Origin of the sequence: Gracilibacillus sp. HCP3S3_G5_2 (assembly GCF_052063305.1) — a bacterium.
GTDB lineage: Bacteria > Bacillota > Bacilli > Bacillales > Amphibacillaceae > Gracilibacillus.
Genome location: NZ_JBQHXU010000004.1, coordinates 170,595 through 187,984, shown reverse-complemented (window position 1 = coordinate 187,984; position 17,390 = coordinate 170,595). Strand labels below are relative to the sequence as shown.

Sequence of the window (17,390 nt, the reverse complement as noted above, 5' to 3'; positions counted from 1 at the left end):
GAATAAAGAAAGTATTATTCATCACAGAGCAGCAGGAGGGTTTAATAAATGGACGAGAAATGGTGGCAAAAATCTGTTGTTTATCAGATTTATCCGAAAAGTTTCAATGACACAACGGGAAATGGTGTAGGTGATATTCAAGGCATTATTGAAAAATTAGATTACTTAAAGAAGTTAGGTGTCGATGTTATTTGGCTGACACCTATTTATGCTTCACCGCAAAAAGACAATGGATACGATATATCTGACTACTATTCCATTCATCCAGAATATGGAACAATGCAGGACTTTGAAAAGCTATTAGATGAAGCACACCACCGTGAATTGAAAATTATTATGGATATTGTCGTGAATCATACATCGACAGAGCATCAATGGTTTAAAGAAGCGAGACGTTCTAAAGATAATCGATTTCGAGATTATTACATTTGGAAAGAAGGCAAAGTAGGTACTCCACCCACTAATTGGCAATCGAAATTTGGTGGTTCTGCATGGGAGTTTGATGAAGGAACGGAAGAGTACTATTTGCACTTGTTTGATGTTACCCAGGCAGACTTAAACTGGGAAAATGAAGAAGTGCGAGACGATGTTTATCAAATGATGAACTTTTGGCTGGATAAAGGGGTAGACGGATTTCGCTTAGATGTCATTAATTTAATTTCAAAGGATCAACGTTTCCCGGATGATGATGGCAGCGTACCGCCAGGAGACGGAAGAAAGTTTTATACAGATGGGCCAAGAGTACATGAATATTTACATGAAATGAATAAGCAGGTTTTTCAAAAACGTGAAACAATGACGGTTGGTGAAATGTCCTCTACAACGATCAATGATTGTATTCAATATAGTAACCCAAAAAATGAAGAATTGGATATGACATTCAATTTCCATCACTTAAAAGTAGATTATCCAAATGGCGAAAAATGGACCAAAGCGCCGTTTGATTTTTTAGAGTTAAAGCAAATCCTTTCCAAATGGCAGATAGACATGCAACAAGGTGGAGGCTGGAATGCATTGTTCTGGTGTAACCATGATCAGCCAAGAATTGTGTCAAGATTCGGTGATGATCAACATTATCATAATGAATCTGCCAAAATGCTAGCTACTACCATTCATTTAATGCAGGGGACTCCTTATATTTACCAAGGCGAAGAGTTCGGTATGACAAACCCCGGTTTTGACAGTATCGATCAATATCGAGATGTAGAGTCGATTAATATGTATAAGATGAAAAAAGAAGAAGGAATGTCGGAGAAAGAGATTCTGGACATTCTGAAGGAAAAATCACGTGATAATTCCCGGACGCCGGTACAATGGAATGCTAAGGAAAATGCCGGGTTTACAGAAGGGACACCCTGGATAGATTTACCGGATAATTTTAAAGAAATTAATGCTGAACAAGCCGTAGGCGATAAAAAATCCATTTTCTACCATTATCAAACGTTGATTCAAATGAGAAAAAAATATCAGGTAATCACAGACGGTAGGTATCGACTAATTTTACCTGATGACCTTGCTATTTTCGCATATCTAAGAGAAAATGATCAAGAGAGCATGCTAGTTGTAAATAATTTTTACGCTGATGAAGTGAAGTTAGACTTACCAGCTGAAGTAAAGGAAAAATTTCAAGGTGGAGAGGTTATTTTGTCTAATTATGCAGAGCCGCCAAATCAGTTGGAGAAAATAACCCTTCGTCCTTATGAATCATTTGTTTATTATATTACGTAATAGATGAGGGAATTTAGAATGCGAAATAAATATTTAGTTATATATCAAGAAATGGTTCAACAGATTGAACAAGGGAAATTTAAAGCAAATCATTTTTTGCCCTCTGAAAATGAACTGACAGATACGTACAAAACGTCTAGGGAAACGATAAGAAAAGCATTGAATCTGTTAGCACAAAATGGCTATATCCAAAAAATAAGAGGAAAAGGTTCGATGGTAATTGATCGCAATAAATTCGATTTCCCTGTTTCAGGGCTTGTCAGCTTTAAAGAGTTAGCGAACAAAATGGGAGAGAAACCAAATACAACGGTACATCAATGTCAACTGATTAAAGCCACTCCGTATCTTAAAGATCAACTAAAACTAAAGGGAAATAAGCATCAGTTGTGGGAAGTCATTCGTTCCCGTGAATTCTCTGGTCAGAGTATTATATTAGATAAAGATTATTTGGTGGAAAAATATATTCCGTATATGACGGAAGAGATTGCCAAACAGTCGATTTACGCCTATATAGAAGACGTGTTAGGACTTGTCATTAGTTTTGCTAAAAAAGAAATTGTCGTGGAAGAACCAACAGAAGAAGATAAGCAGTTATTAGATCTCGAGGGCTTTCACAATATTGTGGTTATTAAAAACTATGTCTATTTAGATGATGCTAGTCTATTTCAATATACCGAATCAAGGCACAGACCGGATAAATTTCGTTTTGTAGACTTTGCTAGACGTAATCATTAAATAAATTAGTAAAATATCCAATGATGGAGGCAACTGGAATAGAAAGGACTCTTTGTGGAGAATATATTCCAGTTGCTGCATACTATTTATTTAAAAGTGGTAATGAATATAGCATATCAATAATATCGCCCTCTACCAAAAGAAAAATGGTAAAAATGCAATTGTTGCGATAGCGCCAAGAGCAATACCAAGGCCTAGCCCCCTGCCATACCCAAAGTAGCCATACCCATATCCGCCAATTCCTCGCCTTGCATCAAGTGGATCTATAAATACCTTAGAATGATTGACTCCTTTAATTATTCCTCTGTGTATGATCCCGTCATGGGTAACAATTTTCACGGGACGTCCTACGTTTTGTCGGCAAAAATCATAATGTGACATTATTAACCTCCTTCCTCGATACATAGCAGTTCGGATAACTACTAATAGAGTATGCTGGAAGGAAATAATATTGTGGTCACTTGTTCGTCGGCATTCGCCTTAATTATTATCCGTCAAAATGTCAACTTTTTTTACTATTTCCTCGTTTGGAGTAGTTAATAATGTAGTTATCGAGCCATTTTGTTTCATCATATAACGGTAAATAATATTGTAGCCAATAATATAGCCAATATTTTTAGGAGCACCATTCAGTCCATACATAATCATGTCGTGCTTAGGATGATTTCTTTTCAATTGTTGATTAGGGACAAGCCACTTTTTCCATAATTTTAGCAAATAACTATCTGATACTTTTTTTATTCTTTTATTTCCATATGGATCTCCTACCTTTTTTCGCACAATCCATTCAGCAATACCTTCTAACATAATAGCGTCTAACAACGTGTACTCCATTTCTTGCTTCTGAAAATGATGTAATCTGCAAATATGACTGTATTCATGTAGAAATAAAGCCACTATTTCTTGATTTGTTGCCTTTTTATTTAAGAATAAGAAAAGCTTGTCTGGATAACTTAAACCTGCATTACTGTTATACCAATCCTTAAGCTCTCTACTTTCTTCGTTAGAAGGAAAAATAAAAATATCTGGCTCAGGTCCGTTCCATGAAGTTTTACATTTTTTATAAATAAAGCTTACTTTAGCAAAAAAGTTTTGTTCTAACCATTCCTCTCCCTCATCTTCATTTAAAAATGGTGAGAAAAGCCCATGCCGTAATAAGTGATCTTGAATTATTTCCGCTGGGACCTCTTCAAAAAAAGTGGTCAACGGTTCACAAATAATTGATTGATGTAAGAGGTGCTGCTTTCTTCGACTTTTATCCTTTTTTTCAGCAATGAAGCTTTTTAGCCACTTATCAGTAGAGTGTATCGTCATGTTTTTCCCCTCGCTTCTTTGCTATAAACAGATAAGTATGAAGATCTTCAGCGTAGACAATATTTAAATAGTGATGTTCACTTAACGTTTGAAGCATATCATTCGTCATATTTTGAGATAATGTAATGGGTGTTTTCGCCGTTTTTTCGACTTTTTCCACATATACGGTTTCATATTGATGGTCTAACAACTGCTTTAACCATTCCTCTTTTGTTAATAATTGAGGTAACTGATAAAATGCTTTAATTTTTTCGACATCCCTATCTGGTAAATTAGTTGATTTTACCATCTCTAAGAGTATTAATTGTCCGTTTGGTTTGAGCAAGTTTGTCAGTGTTGGCAGGCTGTCTTCGATAGTGGTAAAAGCTAAAACAGATTCGGAAATAATCACATCAAAGAAATGACGAGTAAATAGCAGATCTTCTATTTTTTGTTCCATGATCTCTAGCTTGTCAAGGTTCTTCGTTTTTTCCTTAGTAATTGTTACCATGTTGGCAGATCTGTCGATTCCATATAAAAATGCATTTGTTTGTTGACGTAATTGTCGGAGTGTTTCGCCTGTTCCGCATCCAACCTCGAGGATATGATGGACCTCTTTTGGTATTTGTTTTAACCATATGTCTGTTGCTTCTTTTCCACCAGGATGTGTATAAGCTAGACCGAGTTTTGCTATCAGCTCTTGGTAACTCATCATATGAATGAACATTCCTTCCAGAGATTTGAAGTTTTCATTTTGTGAAGGTTTATATTTAAGGCTAATTGTAGTATGATTAAATATTAGTTAGAATATATAACAGTTGTATATAGTGTATACACATCAGGTAAAGAAGGTGAATGGGTTGGAACAAAAAGAGATTGAATTATTGAAATTGTTAGAAAAAAACGGACGTATGGATATTGATACTATTAGTAAAATGCTAGATGTACCTCCTGTTGAAGTGGAGGAAATGATTCAAAAATTAGAAAAAGAGCACGCTATTCTAGGATATTCTACTCTAGTAGATTGGTCTAGTGTCTATGAATATGAAGGAGTGGCGGCTTTAATAGATGTAAAGGTTACACCAGTTAGAGGTGTTGGGTTCGATAAAATTGCATCGAGAATTTATCGATTTCCAGAGGTGAAGGCTGTTTATTTAATGTCAGGGTCATATGATTTAAGTGTTTCTGTCGAAGGGAAAACAATGATGGAAGTAAGCCGTTTTGTATCGGATAAATTATCTACGTTGGATACGGTGCTCTCTACTACTACTCATTTTATTCTGAAAAAATATAAGCATGATGGCATTATATTTGATGAAGGTGACGATGATGACAAACGAATCATGGTGACGCCATGAGTAGATCATATTTAGCTAAACATGTAAAAGAGTTACAGCCATCTGGTATTCGTAAATTTTTTGATCTTGCGTCTCAAATGGATAATGTTATCTCTCTAGGGGTTGGTGAGCCTGACTTTGTGACACCATGGAATGTAATAGAAGCAAGTTATCATTCGCTGGAGCAAGGATATACCGCATATACAGCCAATGCGGGTTTGCTTGAGTTAAGAGAAGAGATCAGTAAATATCTACAGGAAACATTTTCTATCTGCTATAATCCAGAGGATCAAATTTTAGTAACAGTAGGTGCAAGTCAAGCGATTGATGTAGCTTTACGAGCAATTGTTGATCCTGGAGATGAAGTAATTGTGGTGGAGCCTTGCTTTGTATCATATAGCCCAGCTATCTCGTTAGCTGGTGGTGTCCCTGTTTCCGTAAGTGCTACGGCTGATAATGAATTTAAGGTTACTCCAGCACAACTCGAAGCGTCCGTAACTCCACGAACAAAGGCAATTGTATTATGCAGTCCCAACAATCCCACTGGAGCGGTACTAAGTAAAGAAGAATTATCTGGGATCGCAGAGGTGATAAGAAAACATGATTTAATGGTGCTATCCGATGAGATTTATGCGGAACTAGCATATGATGAACCGGCGTCGAGTATTGCATCGATTGATGGAATGAAAGAGCGTACCATTGTGCTATCTGGGTTCTCGAAATCTTTTGCCATGACAGGGTGGCGACTCGGTTATGCAGCAGGTCCATCAGCTGTTTTACAAGCGATGACCAAAATACACCAATATACCATAATGTGTGCTCCTACAATGGCTCAGCATGGGGCATTAGAAGCATTACGTCATGGAAATGAAAGTGTAAAAGAAATGAAAACCAGCTATCGCCAGCGTCGGAATTTTGTTGTGAAGGCTTTAAATGAGATGGGCTTGTCATGTCATTTACCTGGTGGTGCCTTTTATGTATTTCCATCAATAAAAGCAACAGGTTATAGTTCGGAAGAGTTTGCACAAAAGTTATTAGAAGAAGAGAGAGTAGCGGTTGTACCAGGTCATGTTTTTGGTGAAAGTGGAGAAGGATATATTCGCTGTTCCTATGCCACCTCTATTAAACAATTAGATGAATCTATGAAACGAATAAAAAGATTTGTTAAACATAATAGTAAAATATAAAAACCAACAGCACTATATGCTGTTGGTTTTTATTAGTTATAAGATAATTTATTCAATATAATTAACTATATAGTTGTAAGTACAAGTTGACTCGTTTATAATAGAGAGTAATGAAACTGGAAAGGATGTCATAAATGGAAGTTAAGCGTATTCATAATGTGGAAATCGAGGTTGCTAAAGGTGAAGACATTCGATTACCAGAACGAGTGCTTGTAGATCTACATGAAAACATCACTGCAGAATTTAATGTGAAATGGGATTCTGTTGATAGAAATGAACTTTCTGATAAAGGAAGTCTTGTAGTGGAAGGTGAAATAGAACATAAAGATTATCCTAAACCTTTTATTGAGCAACGAGCAGATCCATATTTATACAAACACACAGATGGTTACTACTATTTTACCGGTTCATACCCGTTATATGACCGTATTGTCTTAAGAAGAGCTAAAACAATTGATGAGTTACCACAAGCCGAGGAGAAAGTAATCTGGTGGAAGCATGAAAGAGGGATCATGTCTGAACATATTTGGGCACCAGAGATTCATTTTGTGGATGGTAAATGGTATTTTCATTTTGCGGCAGGAGATAAAGATGATGTGTGGGCTATTCGTCCATATGTATTAGAATGTGAGGCAGACAACCCGTTGGAAGGCGAATGGATAGAGAAAGGACAAATTAATACAGCATTCCAAAGTTTTTCATTGGATGCGACGACTTTTGAGCACAATGGAAAGCGTTATTATGTATGGGCGCAAAAAGTCAAAAATGATACCATATCTAATTTGTTTATAGCCGAAATGGTAAATCCATGGACAATTAAACAACAAGTACAATTATCTACTCCCCAATATGATTGGGAAACAATTGGATTTGATGTTAATGAAGGACCTGCTGTGATTAAGAATGATAAGAAAATATTCATTGCTTTTTCAGCAAGTGCTACCGATGAAAATTATGCAATGGGATTATTACATGCCGATATAGATAGTGAATTATTGGAGCCGACCTCATGGACGAAAGAGAAGGATCCGGTAATGGTTTCTAGTGAAAAAACGAGCGAGTATGGACCAGGGCATAACAGCTTTTGTGTGGATGAAGATGGTTATGACCTGCTAATTTATCATGCTCGCCCATATAAAGGGTTTAATACAGATAACCCATTGTATGATCACAACCGGCATGCTCGAATTCAACGTTTGTTTTGGACAAATGACGGTTTCCCTTATTTTGGAGAACCAGGTTATCGGTTAAATTTTTCCAATCATAAAGCAAAAGCAATAATCACGATAAAATAATTACTTTTGTTGGAATCGTCGAAAAAAGTAGGATAAATGAAAACCAAGACCCGTTCCTATAAAACTAGTACGTTTCTCAGCTAAGCCGAGAAACGTACTAGTTAAGCAATGACATATTCGATTTCATCATATTTTCTCGAGTATTTAATATGAAAGTCTTTTTGGTCAAAATACCAAATGTCAGATTCTTCGACAAAGAAGCAAATACCTTCTTCTGTTACTTCTGCTCCAGGATTGTTTGGTTCAGCTTTTTCCAACGCCAAGGAAAAGCCTTTATGTACTCCACCGAACCCGCCATATCTAGCTAAGAACCGGATGCTATCTCCTTCTTTTAAATCTAATTCTCTTATAAACCATTTTGCTGCAGGTTTTGTAATGGATATTTCCATTTGCTCATCCTCCTTACTTATAATACTATCGAAAATATAGATATCACGCTAGTAGTAGCTTTTGTCAGATAATTTACTGTTAGATTATCTGACAAAAGTTTAGGCAACGTAAAGGTATCAATGTATACTCTTATTAAGGTCAAGGTTACAACCGTATACGAAATTAGGTGGTGTATTGCATGGTAGAGAATCCTTCCTATAAAGAGCGAAAAGTTATCACAATAGGTGTTGTCAGTGAATTAACCGGTTTATCAGAACGACAAATTCGTTATTATGAAGAAAGAAAATTAGTATTCCCAGAACGTTCACCTAAGGGAAATCGAAAGTATTCATTCGCTGATGTAGAATTATTAATTGACATTGCAAATAAGCGAGAAGAGGGCGTTCAAACGTATGAAATCAGGCAAGATATGATCAGAGAAGAGAAAAAGAAGGAAAAAAGAATGCGCAAACAATTACTACGAGGTGAAATCAACGCCCGATTTGGTATCCAAAAAGAAAGATAAAGAAAAACTTGGTCTAGCGCCAAGCAATAGAGACTTCTATTATCAACCTAATTTCTTTCTGATAATATAAAAAGAAAGAGAAGCCTAATGAAGATCAGGCTTCTCTTCTTTTTTTTTCGGATTATAACGAGTGAATTTTAAGGCATTTTGCTTTTCGAATTCGCGACAAAAACTCTCATAATCATTGACAATTTCGCTAATAGGTTTATTGTAGAGTTCTTGATTATCCTTATCTACAATTCCATTGGCCATTAGCTGTTGAATGAGATAAACTTTTTGTTTTTCAACTGCTTCCCGTAAAAAAGCCATTTGACTAGCCTCCTATTTTATTTTGGTCGTAAGCCTTTGCATTTTAAGAAAAGTATTGCCAACTTTGTTATATGATATGCAAAAAAGTTTCATGTCAATTTATTCGAACTGTGTCAGAATTGTAACAACTTTGAAATGTATAATAGGAAATGGATAATTTCGTTGTGATAAAAAAATGAGATATAATTAAGGAAGTAGTAAAGGAAATAAACGTGTTAAAGTAGGATATGTCTTTACTATATGCTATTATTTTATCTTTGTCATGGCTAATGTCAATAAAGTTTACACACTTTTCATCTATTTTAAAAAGGAGTTTACAAATGACTAAACCAAATGTGTCAATCATTGTTACAACCTATAATCGCAAAGTGGCACTTGCGGAATTACTAGCTGCCCTCGTAGATCAAACCTATCAGGATTTTGAAGTGATTATTATTAACGATGCTGGAGAAAAAATAAACGATGTAGTGGCATTATATACTGATTTAACTATTACGCTAATTGATTTACCTGAAAATTGTTATCACGTATATGCTAGAAACAAAGGAGTCGAGCAGGCAAATGGAGAGCTAATTATGTTAATGGATGATGACGATTTACCATTGCCGATACATTTAGAAACGATGGTCGCTAATATAGCGGATGCTGATCTGGTATATTCTGATGTAGAGATTGTTAATTACCAGGAAACAGATGAGAAAAGAATTCCGATCCAACATCAGTTATTTGCCTATCATTTTGACGTCAATGCAATGCGAAAATTTTCCACTTATGTACCATCCGGTAGTATTTATCGAAAAACGATACATAAAGAAATTGGCTTCTTTGATGAAAGTGTACGTAATTATTGGGATTGGGATTTCTTTTTACGTGTTGCGGAAAAACACCGTATTAAAAGAGTTCCGATTGCTAGTGTTTTATACGAGTTTTCCGATTCGGGAGACAATCAATCAAAGAAACTTGATAAAATGCGTTATTACTTGGATCGCTTAAGCGAAAAACATCAATTAGGCCACTTGCCTACCAAAAATTTTTATTTATTATTAGAGGAGCCTGAGATCAAGGATAGAGAGGCGCCGAGTAATCGAATTTGGGATGGCGTAACGATGCCTCAATCACGACTTACGCAGAAGGGGTAGCAAGTTGTTTTGTCAGCATACAGGGAAAGCTGAACCGATTTCTTTCCCAACATAGTAGAGGGCATACGGACAAGCAAACGCCTGGTGTTATCTACTGTGCTCCAAAAGAACTGGATAGATTTTCAACCCAACTAACTTTCAACAAGTGCTTTAAAGAGATTTGATCGGGTTTATCCCGATTTCTTAAGAATATAGGAGGAGTTTTCTTGAAAAGACAACACGATTTTACCAAAGGGAATATATGGTCTGATTTGTTTTATTTTTCTACTCCAATTATGTTTGCCCAACTCTTGCAGGTCTCTTATCAGTTTATTGATAGCCTATGGGTCGGAAATCTAATTGGAGCGAATGCCTTAGGAGCAGTAAATATATCAGGTACGGTTATTTTTACTGTGTTATCTTTTATTATTGGAGTAAATAATACTACGTTAACCGTACTATCCCAGCAAAAAGGAAAAGGGAATGAAGAAGGGCTTCAAACGTATGTCAATGCCTTTGTTGTTACCTTATCAGCTTTAGCGATCATAATGGGGGTATTGGGATTTGTTTTCGCTCAACCTGTTTTGTTATTGTTGGGGACACCTGAATCCATGCTACCAGAAGCAATGATATATTTACGTATTAATGCGATTGGGATTTTCTTTTTAGTAGGTTATAACTTTATTAGTACTGCATTACGTGCAGTTGGTGACAGTAAAACCCCTTTATTATTTGTAGCGGTTGCTGTTGTGTTAAATATTGTACTTGATCCATTATTTATATCGGTGTTTGGTCTTGGTGTACAAGGTGCAGCCCTTGCGACAATCTTGTCACAAGGCTTCTCCTTTCTTTATGGGATATTTTATATAATAAACAGAAAGATAATACCGTTAAAATGGCCGAAGCTCCCGTTATGGTCAGATGTGAAGCTGATTTTAAACCTTGGAATTCCATCTGGTTTACAAATGGCAGTTATTTCTGCCGGTGCTGCAGCAATAATGAGTGTAGTTACGTCCCATGGAGAAGCTGTAGTTGCAGGGTATAGTGCAGCACAACGTTTAGATAGTCTGTTTTTATTGCCTGCACATGCGCTGAGTGCAACAGTTAATAGCATGGCTGGTCAGAATATTGGGGTAGGTAAATGGGAGCGCGTAAAAAAAATCGCTACCTATAGTGTCCTCTACAATACGATGATCATGCTTTTATTTGCGGGGTTCATTGTCTTATTTGCCGAGTTTGGGATCCGTTTATTTATTCAAGAAGAAGCAGCGGCTCAATTTGGAGCTAAGTATTTAATGATAATTGCCTTCTTTTATCCATTTCTAGGAATTAATTTTGTCCTTAATGGGATTGTGAGGGCGTCTGGTGCGATGTATCAAGTGTTAGTTTTGAATCTGCTTTCCTTTTGGGCGCTTCGCTATCCTTTAGCCTATCTTTTCTCCGACATATTTGGGGAAGATGGTATTGGTTATGGAATTGGTGTAAGCTTTATGATAAGTAGTATTATCGCCTTTTTATATTACCGCTTTGGGAAATGGCGTGACAAACGTATCTTTTCTGAGTAAGTTGTTCTCCGTGAAAGGAGAACGGACTTCTATGTAATCGCTTAATTATAGAAGGAGGAGTGATGGCGAATGATTAGAGTTGGCTTTATTGGTACTGGTGGGTTTACGAGGCATCATGTAGAAATACTGCAGGAAATGGAGGATGTAAAAGTGGTAGGCTTTGTTGGATCTAGTCAAGAAAAAGCAGAGCAGTTTGCTGCAAGGTATAATGAAACAAAAGGTTATCGGAACTTGGAAACGATGATTGCCCATGAACAATTGGATGCAGTCTATATTTGTGTTCCTCCTATGGCTCATGAAAATTATGAGGATAAACTAATCGAACATAACATTCCCTTTTTCGTGGAAAAACCGCTAGGAGTCGATCAAGAAAAAGTTCGTCAAGTAAGAGAAAAGGTAATGAAAACTAATCATCTTACAGCAGTAGGCTATCATTTTCGCTATGCAGATACAGTGAAGAGGTTTCGAGAAATGCTTGAAGGTTCTGCCACCGGTACCGTATTAGGGAAATGGATGGGTTCTATGCCTGGTGTTTATTGGTGGAAACGTCAAGATCAATCAGGTGGGCAATTCAATGAACAGACCACCCATATTGTTAACTTAGTTCGCTTTTTATTTGGTGAGATTCAGTCTGTATATGCACAAGAGAGTAATGCAATTACTGCAAATAAAGACGCATCGATAACGGTAGCAGATGTTGGGTTATTCACCCTAACTCTAGAAAACGGTTTGTTAGTCCAAATTACCAATACATCGGTTTTACCAGACGGGTTAGGTGATATCGGTATTTCCGCCTATACAGATCAGGGGATGATTGAATGGCAGATGGGACATATTGAAAAGCAAACAGTGGCAAAAACAGAAAAATATATCGCTAGGCAAAATCCTTATAAGAGGGAGAATGAAGCTTTTCTTCATGCAGTAAAAACTGGTGATCGTTCGCAAATTCTTTCCGATTATGAAGATGGGTGGCGTTCCTTTCAAGTTGCTCTTGCCGCTCAAAAATCGATTCGTGAAAAAAGAGTGGTAAATCTCGGTGAATGGGACGAATAATATAAATATGTTTCGTGCATAGTAAAACCTACAGGGCAAAAATATTCCTTGAGGTGATAACTATGTATAAAAAAATTGTTTATTTATTCATGTTTATGATAATTGGGTTAATGGTTGGTTGTAATCAGTCTTCATTAGAGCCGGAAGATCAAAATATTCAACCTGAGAATGTCGGCTATAACGTTCAAAATGACGGAGGAAATCGGGGGGAAGTTCCCGTTAACCCTGGGCGAGAGCAAAATATATTTGAAGATGCTAATCCAAATGAATGGTTTCGTCAGGAAGACCGTAATTATGGAGCAGATCATGAGCAACAGCAAACTACACAACAGAGAATGCGGAACACTGAAGATAATCAGCAAACAGAAATCCAGGATGATGATTATATAGATCAAAATCAAGAGCCGCAGTCCTTTGACAGAGAATCTGTAGATGGATTTGTACAGAAAGTTGTCGAGTTAACCAATGAAGCTCGTAGCGAAAATGGTGCAGAGGCTTTACAGTTTGATCACGATGTAGCGAATGTAGCACAGAATAAGTCAGAAGATATGGCAGATAATAATTATTTTTCTCATACTTCGCCGACGTATGGTTCACCTTTTGATATGCTGGAAGAGTTTGGTGTTGATTATACAAAAGCTTCAGAGAATATAGCAGCTGGTCAAGAAACACCAGAAGAAGTCGTACAAGCATGGCTTGATAGTGAAGGTCATCGTCAGAATTTATTAGATCCTGAAGTTACGCATATCGGTGTCGGCTTCACAGCTGACGGGAACTGTTGGACCCAACTTTTTATCCGAAAATAAATGAGTAAGACGCTCGGACAAAAGAATTTATCATTACAAAATTCCAAACGATTATTCAAATAGACCTTGAAATCGTTTGGATTTTCCTATTTATGAGAAACATACTACGTACTCACATATCTTGCTTCGTAGTGATTTTGAGAGGTTATAGGGGCGAAAGCATCGCTCCGGCTGTCCACTTTCCTCTCCACGGGTTTTTCTCTGGTAAGTAAAGTGATCTTCTTTGCAAAAGTTAGCTGAAGAGCATGCCCCAATCTTTTTTTGTTAGTAGCTATAAAAGCAGAGCTGTACTATAATAGGAAGTTATTAGTACATCTATTGAAGGGAGTCATACCATTGGGGCGAGGAGAATCAACGATACCTTTAAAGATGCTCTTATTTTGTTTTCATGGGGCAAACACGATAATCGTTAGTTTTTTACCATTATACTTGCAATTTAAAGGTTTGAGCGGAACGGAAATTGGATGGGTAATGGCGATTGGCCCTTTAGTTGCCATTTTTTCGCAACCATTTTGGGGTTATATGAGTGATAAGTATCAAACAGTAAAAAAGATATTGATGCTATGCTTAATTGGTTTACTAATTAGTAGTGCATTTTTCTTACAAATGGAGACGTTACCGTTACTATTAACAGTAGGAGCAAGCTATTATTTCTTTGCTGCTCCAGTTGGTGCATTAGGAGATAGTTTATCTCAACGAAGAGCCGATCAATTAGGGATATCTTTTGGTACGATTCGAACATGGGGATCAATAGGTTTTGCCTTCTCTTCTTTGATAGTAGGTGAAATGTTGTCTCGTATTGGTATTCAATTCATGGTATGGCCATACCTAGTGTTAGCTGGTGCTGCATTTATTGTAAGTATTCGATTAGTTGATGTAAAAGTGGAAGCGCCCCCAATTCAGTTGAAAGATATTGGCTTGTTATTAAAAATGAAACCATATCTCATTTTTCTTACGCTAATTGTATTTATTACGATTTCACATCGTGCCAATGATAGCTTTATAGGGATTTATATTGCCTCTCTTGGAGGCTCAGAAGATCTGATAGGCTTTGCTTGGTTTGCTGGAGTGGCGAGTGAAGCGGTCGTTTTTGCTACTGCGGGTTTATGGTTTCGCAAGTTTCATCCGCTTATTTTTATCATTGCTGCAGGTATTCTCTATTCTATTCGTTGGTTTTTTTATGCCACTTTTAGCGATCCAATGTTAATTGTTGCCTTACAGTTTTTACACGGTTTAACGTTCGGTGTATTTTATTTAACAGCATTTCAATACGTGACAAGACTTATACCAAAAATGTTACAATCAACAGGTCACTTAGTGTTTGTCTCGGTTTTTTTTGGTTTGTCTGGCATTATTGGATCACTCGTTGGAGGGGTGATTATTGACAATTTTGGCGGTTCTATCTTATATATAATAATGGGAATTTTAACAATGGTGGGAAGTGTCATGATGCTGTTGTATCATTGGCTATCCTTTGGAAAACCGGTCTTAAAAATTTGATGAGTTATCTCAACTGTGATTATTGTATAATAAGTAAGTCTATCTATTAATAATCTCAATATTCTGAATTATTTTAACATTAGAATTTCTGACAAAATGATTGAATTTGCCTAATGAATACTATATGATAATGGTTATAAATTGTATAAATACAAAACGGAGTGAATATTTATGAATAAATGGATGATGAAAGGATTCGCTGTTTTACTACTTGCGATTCTTGTTGCATGTGGGACAGATGAGGGTTCAGATCAAGCAGAAGGAACGGATGCTTCAGCAGATAAACCAACCTTATCTGTCGTAACAGAAGCTGGATTTATGCCTTTTTCGTATTTGGATAAAGGGGAAGTAGTTGGATTTGATATGGATTTATTAGCTGCTGTGATGGAAGAGGCAGGCTACGACTATGAATTAGACAACGTTGGCTGGGATGCAATGTTGATTTCTGTTGAGGAAGGCAATGCTGATCTAGCTATTGCGGGAATCACGGTAAATGAAGACCGTAAACAAACCTATGATTTCTCTACACCATATTTCGAATCAACTCATAAGATCGTTTTCCGTGAAGGAGAAGGTATTACGAGCGGTGAAGATATTAAAGATATAAAAGTCGGTGTTCAATCTGGTACGACTGGTGCAGAAGCCGTTGAAAAGATTTTAGGGCAAAACCATGAAAATATTTCTAAATATGATTCCAACACATTAGCTTTAATGTCGCTGCAATCTGGTGATGTGGATGCAGTAGTAACCGATAATGTAGTAGCAGATGAATATGCTGCAAATAATCCAGAAGCAAATATCGAAATGATTACAGATCCTGACACATTCGAGTCAGAATTTTATGGAATTATGTTCCCGAAAGGAAGCGAAATCCAGGAAGACATCGACGCAGCACTTCAAGCCGTAATTGATAATGGAACTTATACAGAAATTTATGAAGAATGGTTTGGAGCAGAACCAAACTTAGAAGCGCTAAAACAATAAACACCAATCACAAAGCGTAACGAACCCGTTACGCTTTTCGTTTGCATAGGAAGATAAGCAAAATTACGGATCTCTGTTTTACTAAGAATAAAATAGGGAAACAACAAGCAAAGTATAGGTAAGAAAGGAGTCAATGAAATGGACTTTAGATTGGATATCATCGCCGAGTATTTCCCGTTTTTTATGCAAGGGATGGGTTTAACGATCCTCATGTCTGTAGTAGGTGTCTTGATGGGTTGTATTCTCGGCTTTTTTATTGCATTAGGAAAAATGTCCCCTATCTTAATTGTTCGCCTGCCATTTATTTGGTATATTAACTTTTTAAGAGGTACGCCCTTACTTGTGCAATTATTCTTGTTTCATTATGCAGTACTGCCAACGATATTAGGATCCACCACGCCTGTAATTTCTGTGATGGTGACATTATCTCTTAACTCTTCTGCATATGTTGCAGAGATATTCCGTGCGGGATTACAATCGATTGACAAAGGACAGGCAGAAGCAGCCCATTCATTAGGAATGAATAAATATCAAGTAATGCGTCATGTACTCTTACCACAAGCATTTAAACGGTCTATTCCACCATTAGGAAATGAGTTTATCGTTTTACTAAAGGATTCATCGTTAGGCGCAATGATAGCAGCGCAGGAATTATTATATTGGGGAAGAGCGGCATCTGGACAATATTTAAGAGTGTGGGAGCCGTACTTAATGGTTGCGTTAATTTACTTAGTGCTAACACTTAGCTTAACGTACTTATTAAATTATCTAGAAAGAAGGTTAGATGTAAAATGATCTCTGTCAGACATTTAAAAAAATCCTTTGGTGATTTAGAAGTGCTGAAGGATATTAATGTAGATATAGCGCAGAAGGAAGTGGTCGTTGTTATCGGGCCTTCTGGATCAGGTAAGTCAACGTTTCTGCGATGCCTCAATTTAATTGAATCGGTAACGGATGGAACGGTCACAATTGATGGAGTGGAATTAACTGATAAAAAAGTAGACATCAATAAGCTGCGAGCAGAGGTTGGGATGGTATTTCAGCAATTCAACCTTTTTCCTCATAAAACGGTTCTGGAAAACATTACGCTACCAATTGTCACCGTAAAAAAATGGAGTAAGCAAGATGCAGAGAAGAAGGCGAAAGACTTACTGCAAAAAGTAGGTCTGTTAGATAAAGCGGAGGTCTATCCTGAATCCCTTTCAGGCGGTCAAAAGCAACGTGTTGCCATTGCCAGAGCTCTAGGTATGGAACCGAAAGTCATGTTATTTGATGAGCCTACTTCGGCCTTAGACCCAGAAATGGTAGGAGAAGTACTAGGGGTAATGAAGCAATTAGCTGAAGAAGGCATGACGATGGTTGTTGTTACCCATGAAATGGGCTTTGCAAAGGAAGTTGGCGACCGTGTGATATTTATGGATGAGGGCTATGTTGTAGAAGAAAACGAACCGAAACAGCTATTTGAAAATCCACAACATGAACGAACAAAAGCATTTTTGAGTAAAGTACTATAATAGACAAAAGAGGCTAACTATATAAAATCAATAGTTTTTAGCGACAAATAATAAATATTTTCTTCGTTATA

19 protein-coding genes are annotated in these 17,390 nt (G+C 36.9%); 14 read left to right on the top strand and 5 right to left on the bottom strand.

Annotated elements, in window-relative coordinates; translation table 11 throughout:
- Window positions 1–48 precede the first annotated feature (48 nt).
- Together treC and treR are read left to right on the top strand one after the other, a co-directional pair.
- The gene (treC, locus tag ACTNEP_RS07970; protein ID WP_441161301.1) at window positions 49–1,728 is read left to right on the top strand and encodes an alpha,alpha-phosphotrehalase; all 1,680 of its coding nucleotides are present in this window, start codon (window positions 49–51) and stop codon (window positions 1,726–1,728) included.
- Window positions 1,729–1,746: 18 nt separating this feature from the next.
- Window positions 1,747–2,463: a trehalose operon repressor gene (gene treR, locus ACTNEP_RS07965; RefSeq protein ID WP_441161300.1), complete on the top strand. Its 717-nt coding sequence runs from the start codon at window positions 1,747–1,749 to the stop codon at window positions 2,461–2,463.
- Window positions 2,464–2,595: 132 nt separating this feature from the next.
- On the opposite strand, the gene ACTNEP_RS07960 is transcribed toward treR, so the two are convergent.
- The 3 genes from ACTNEP_RS07960 to ACTNEP_RS07950 form a co-directional block, all read right to left on the bottom strand.
- Complete coding sequence (locus ACTNEP_RS07960; RefSeq protein WP_441161299.1) at window positions 2,596–2,844, bottom strand: hypothetical protein; 249 nt, start codon at window positions 2,842–2,844, stop codon at window positions 2,596–2,598.
- Window positions 2,845–2,943: 99 nt separating this feature from the next.
- Window positions 2,944–3,777, bottom strand: a complete 834-nt coding sequence (locus tag ACTNEP_RS07955; protein ID WP_441161298.1) for a DUF2268 domain-containing putative Zn-dependent protease — start codon at window positions 3,775–3,777, stop codon at window positions 2,944–2,946.
- Complete coding sequence (locus ACTNEP_RS07950) at window positions 3,758–4,471, bottom strand: class I SAM-dependent methyltransferase (RefSeq protein ID WP_441161297.1); 714 nt, start codon at window positions 4,469–4,471, stop codon at window positions 3,758–3,760. Before ACTNEP_RS07950 ends, ACTNEP_RS07955 begins: the two co-directional genes overlap by 20 nt.
- A gap of 145 nt (window positions 4,472–4,616) precedes the next feature.
- Here ACTNEP_RS07950 and ACTNEP_RS07945 point away from each other — a divergent pair, with 145 nt between their 5' ends.
- The 3 genes from ACTNEP_RS07945 (at window position 4,617) to ACTNEP_RS07935 (ending at window position 7,575) form a co-directional block, all read left to right on the top strand.
- A complete protein-coding gene (locus ACTNEP_RS07945; RefSeq protein WP_441161295.1) occupies window positions 4,617–5,114 on the top strand; it encodes an Lrp/AsnC family transcriptional regulator in 498 nt (165 codons plus the stop codon).
- A complete protein-coding gene (locus tag ACTNEP_RS07940; protein WP_441161294.1) occupies window positions 5,111–6,280 on the top strand; it encodes an aminotransferase in 1,170 nt (389 codons plus the stop codon). Before ACTNEP_RS07945 ends, ACTNEP_RS07940 begins: the two co-directional genes overlap by 4 nt.
- A 134-nt stretch (window positions 6,281–6,414) precedes the next feature.
- Complete coding sequence (locus ACTNEP_RS07935) at window positions 6,415–7,575, top strand: family 43 glycosylhydrolase (RefSeq protein WP_441161292.1); 1,161 nt, start codon at window positions 6,415–6,417, stop codon at window positions 7,573–7,575.
- A gap of 101 nt (window positions 7,576–7,676) precedes the next feature.
- Here the strand turns inward: ACTNEP_RS07935 and ACTNEP_RS07930 are convergent, their stop codons facing one another.
- Window positions 7,677–7,964 carry a HesB/YadR/YfhF family protein gene (locus ACTNEP_RS07930; RefSeq protein ID WP_441161291.1) on the bottom strand — a complete coding sequence of 96 codons (288 nt, stop codon included), beginning with the start codon at window positions 7,962–7,964 and terminating at the stop codon, window positions 7,677–7,679.
- 179 nt (window positions 7,965–8,143) lie between these two features.
- Between ACTNEP_RS07930 and ACTNEP_RS07925 the strand changes: the two genes are divergently transcribed.
- On the top strand, window positions 8,144–8,470 hold the full coding sequence (locus ACTNEP_RS07925) for a MerR family transcriptional regulator (protein ID WP_441161290.1): 327 nt from the start codon (window positions 8,144–8,146) through the stop codon (window positions 8,468–8,470).
- An 84-nt stretch (window positions 8,471–8,554) separates the two neighbouring features.
- Here ACTNEP_RS07925 and ACTNEP_RS07920 read toward each other — a convergent pair whose 3' ends face one another.
- On the bottom strand, window positions 8,555–8,779 hold the full coding sequence (locus ACTNEP_RS07920) for a Fur-regulated basic protein FbpA (protein ID WP_441161288.1): 225 nt from the start codon (window positions 8,777–8,779) through the stop codon (window positions 8,555–8,557).
- 320 nt (window positions 8,780–9,099) lie between these two features.
- On the opposite strand from ACTNEP_RS07920, the gene ACTNEP_RS07915 reads away from it, so the two are divergent.
- From ACTNEP_RS07915 to ACTNEP_RS07880, 8 genes are all read left to right on the top strand, one after another.
- Entirely contained in the window at window positions 9,100–9,918 is an 819-nt protein-coding gene (locus ACTNEP_RS07915) for a glycosyltransferase family 2 protein (protein ID WP_441161287.1), read from the top strand.
- Window positions 9,919–10,124: 206 nt separating this feature from the next.
- Window positions 10,125–11,462, top strand: coding sequence for an MATE family efflux transporter (locus tag ACTNEP_RS07910; RefSeq protein WP_441161285.1), 1,338 nt, complete (start codon window positions 10,125–10,127; stop codon window positions 11,460–11,462).
- 69 nt (window positions 11,463–11,531) lie between these two features.
- Window positions 11,532–12,515, top strand: coding sequence for a Gfo/Idh/MocA family protein (locus tag ACTNEP_RS07905; RefSeq protein ID WP_441161284.1), 984 nt, complete (start codon window positions 11,532–11,534; stop codon window positions 12,513–12,515).
- Between the two features lie 62 nt (window positions 12,516–12,577).
- Complete coding sequence (locus tag ACTNEP_RS07900) at window positions 12,578–13,321, top strand: CAP domain-containing protein (protein ID WP_441161283.1); 744 nt, start codon at window positions 12,578–12,580, stop codon at window positions 13,319–13,321.
- 336 nt (window positions 13,322–13,657) lie between these two features.
- Window positions 13,658–14,821: an MFS transporter gene (locus ACTNEP_RS07895; RefSeq protein ID WP_441161282.1), complete on the top strand. Its 1,164-nt coding sequence runs from the start codon at window positions 13,658–13,660 to the stop codon at window positions 14,819–14,821.
- A 171-nt stretch (window positions 14,822–14,992) separates the two neighbouring features.
- A complete protein-coding gene (locus ACTNEP_RS07890; protein WP_441161281.1) occupies window positions 14,993–15,805 on the top strand; it encodes a basic amino acid ABC transporter substrate-binding protein in 813 nt (270 codons plus the stop codon).
- 138 nt (window positions 15,806–15,943) lie between these two features.
- The gene (locus ACTNEP_RS07885) at window positions 15,944–16,600 is read left to right on the top strand and encodes an amino acid ABC transporter permease (protein ID WP_441161280.1); all 657 of its coding nucleotides are present in this window, start codon (window positions 15,944–15,946) and stop codon (window positions 16,598–16,600) included.
- Window positions 16,597–17,319 (top strand): amino acid ABC transporter ATP-binding protein, encoded by a 723-nt coding sequence (locus ACTNEP_RS07880; protein ID WP_441161279.1) that lies wholly within the window; start codon window positions 16,597–16,599, stop codon window positions 17,317–17,319. Before ACTNEP_RS07885 ends, ACTNEP_RS07880 begins: the two co-directional genes overlap by 4 nt.
- Window positions 17,320–17,390: the final 71 nt, after the last annotated feature.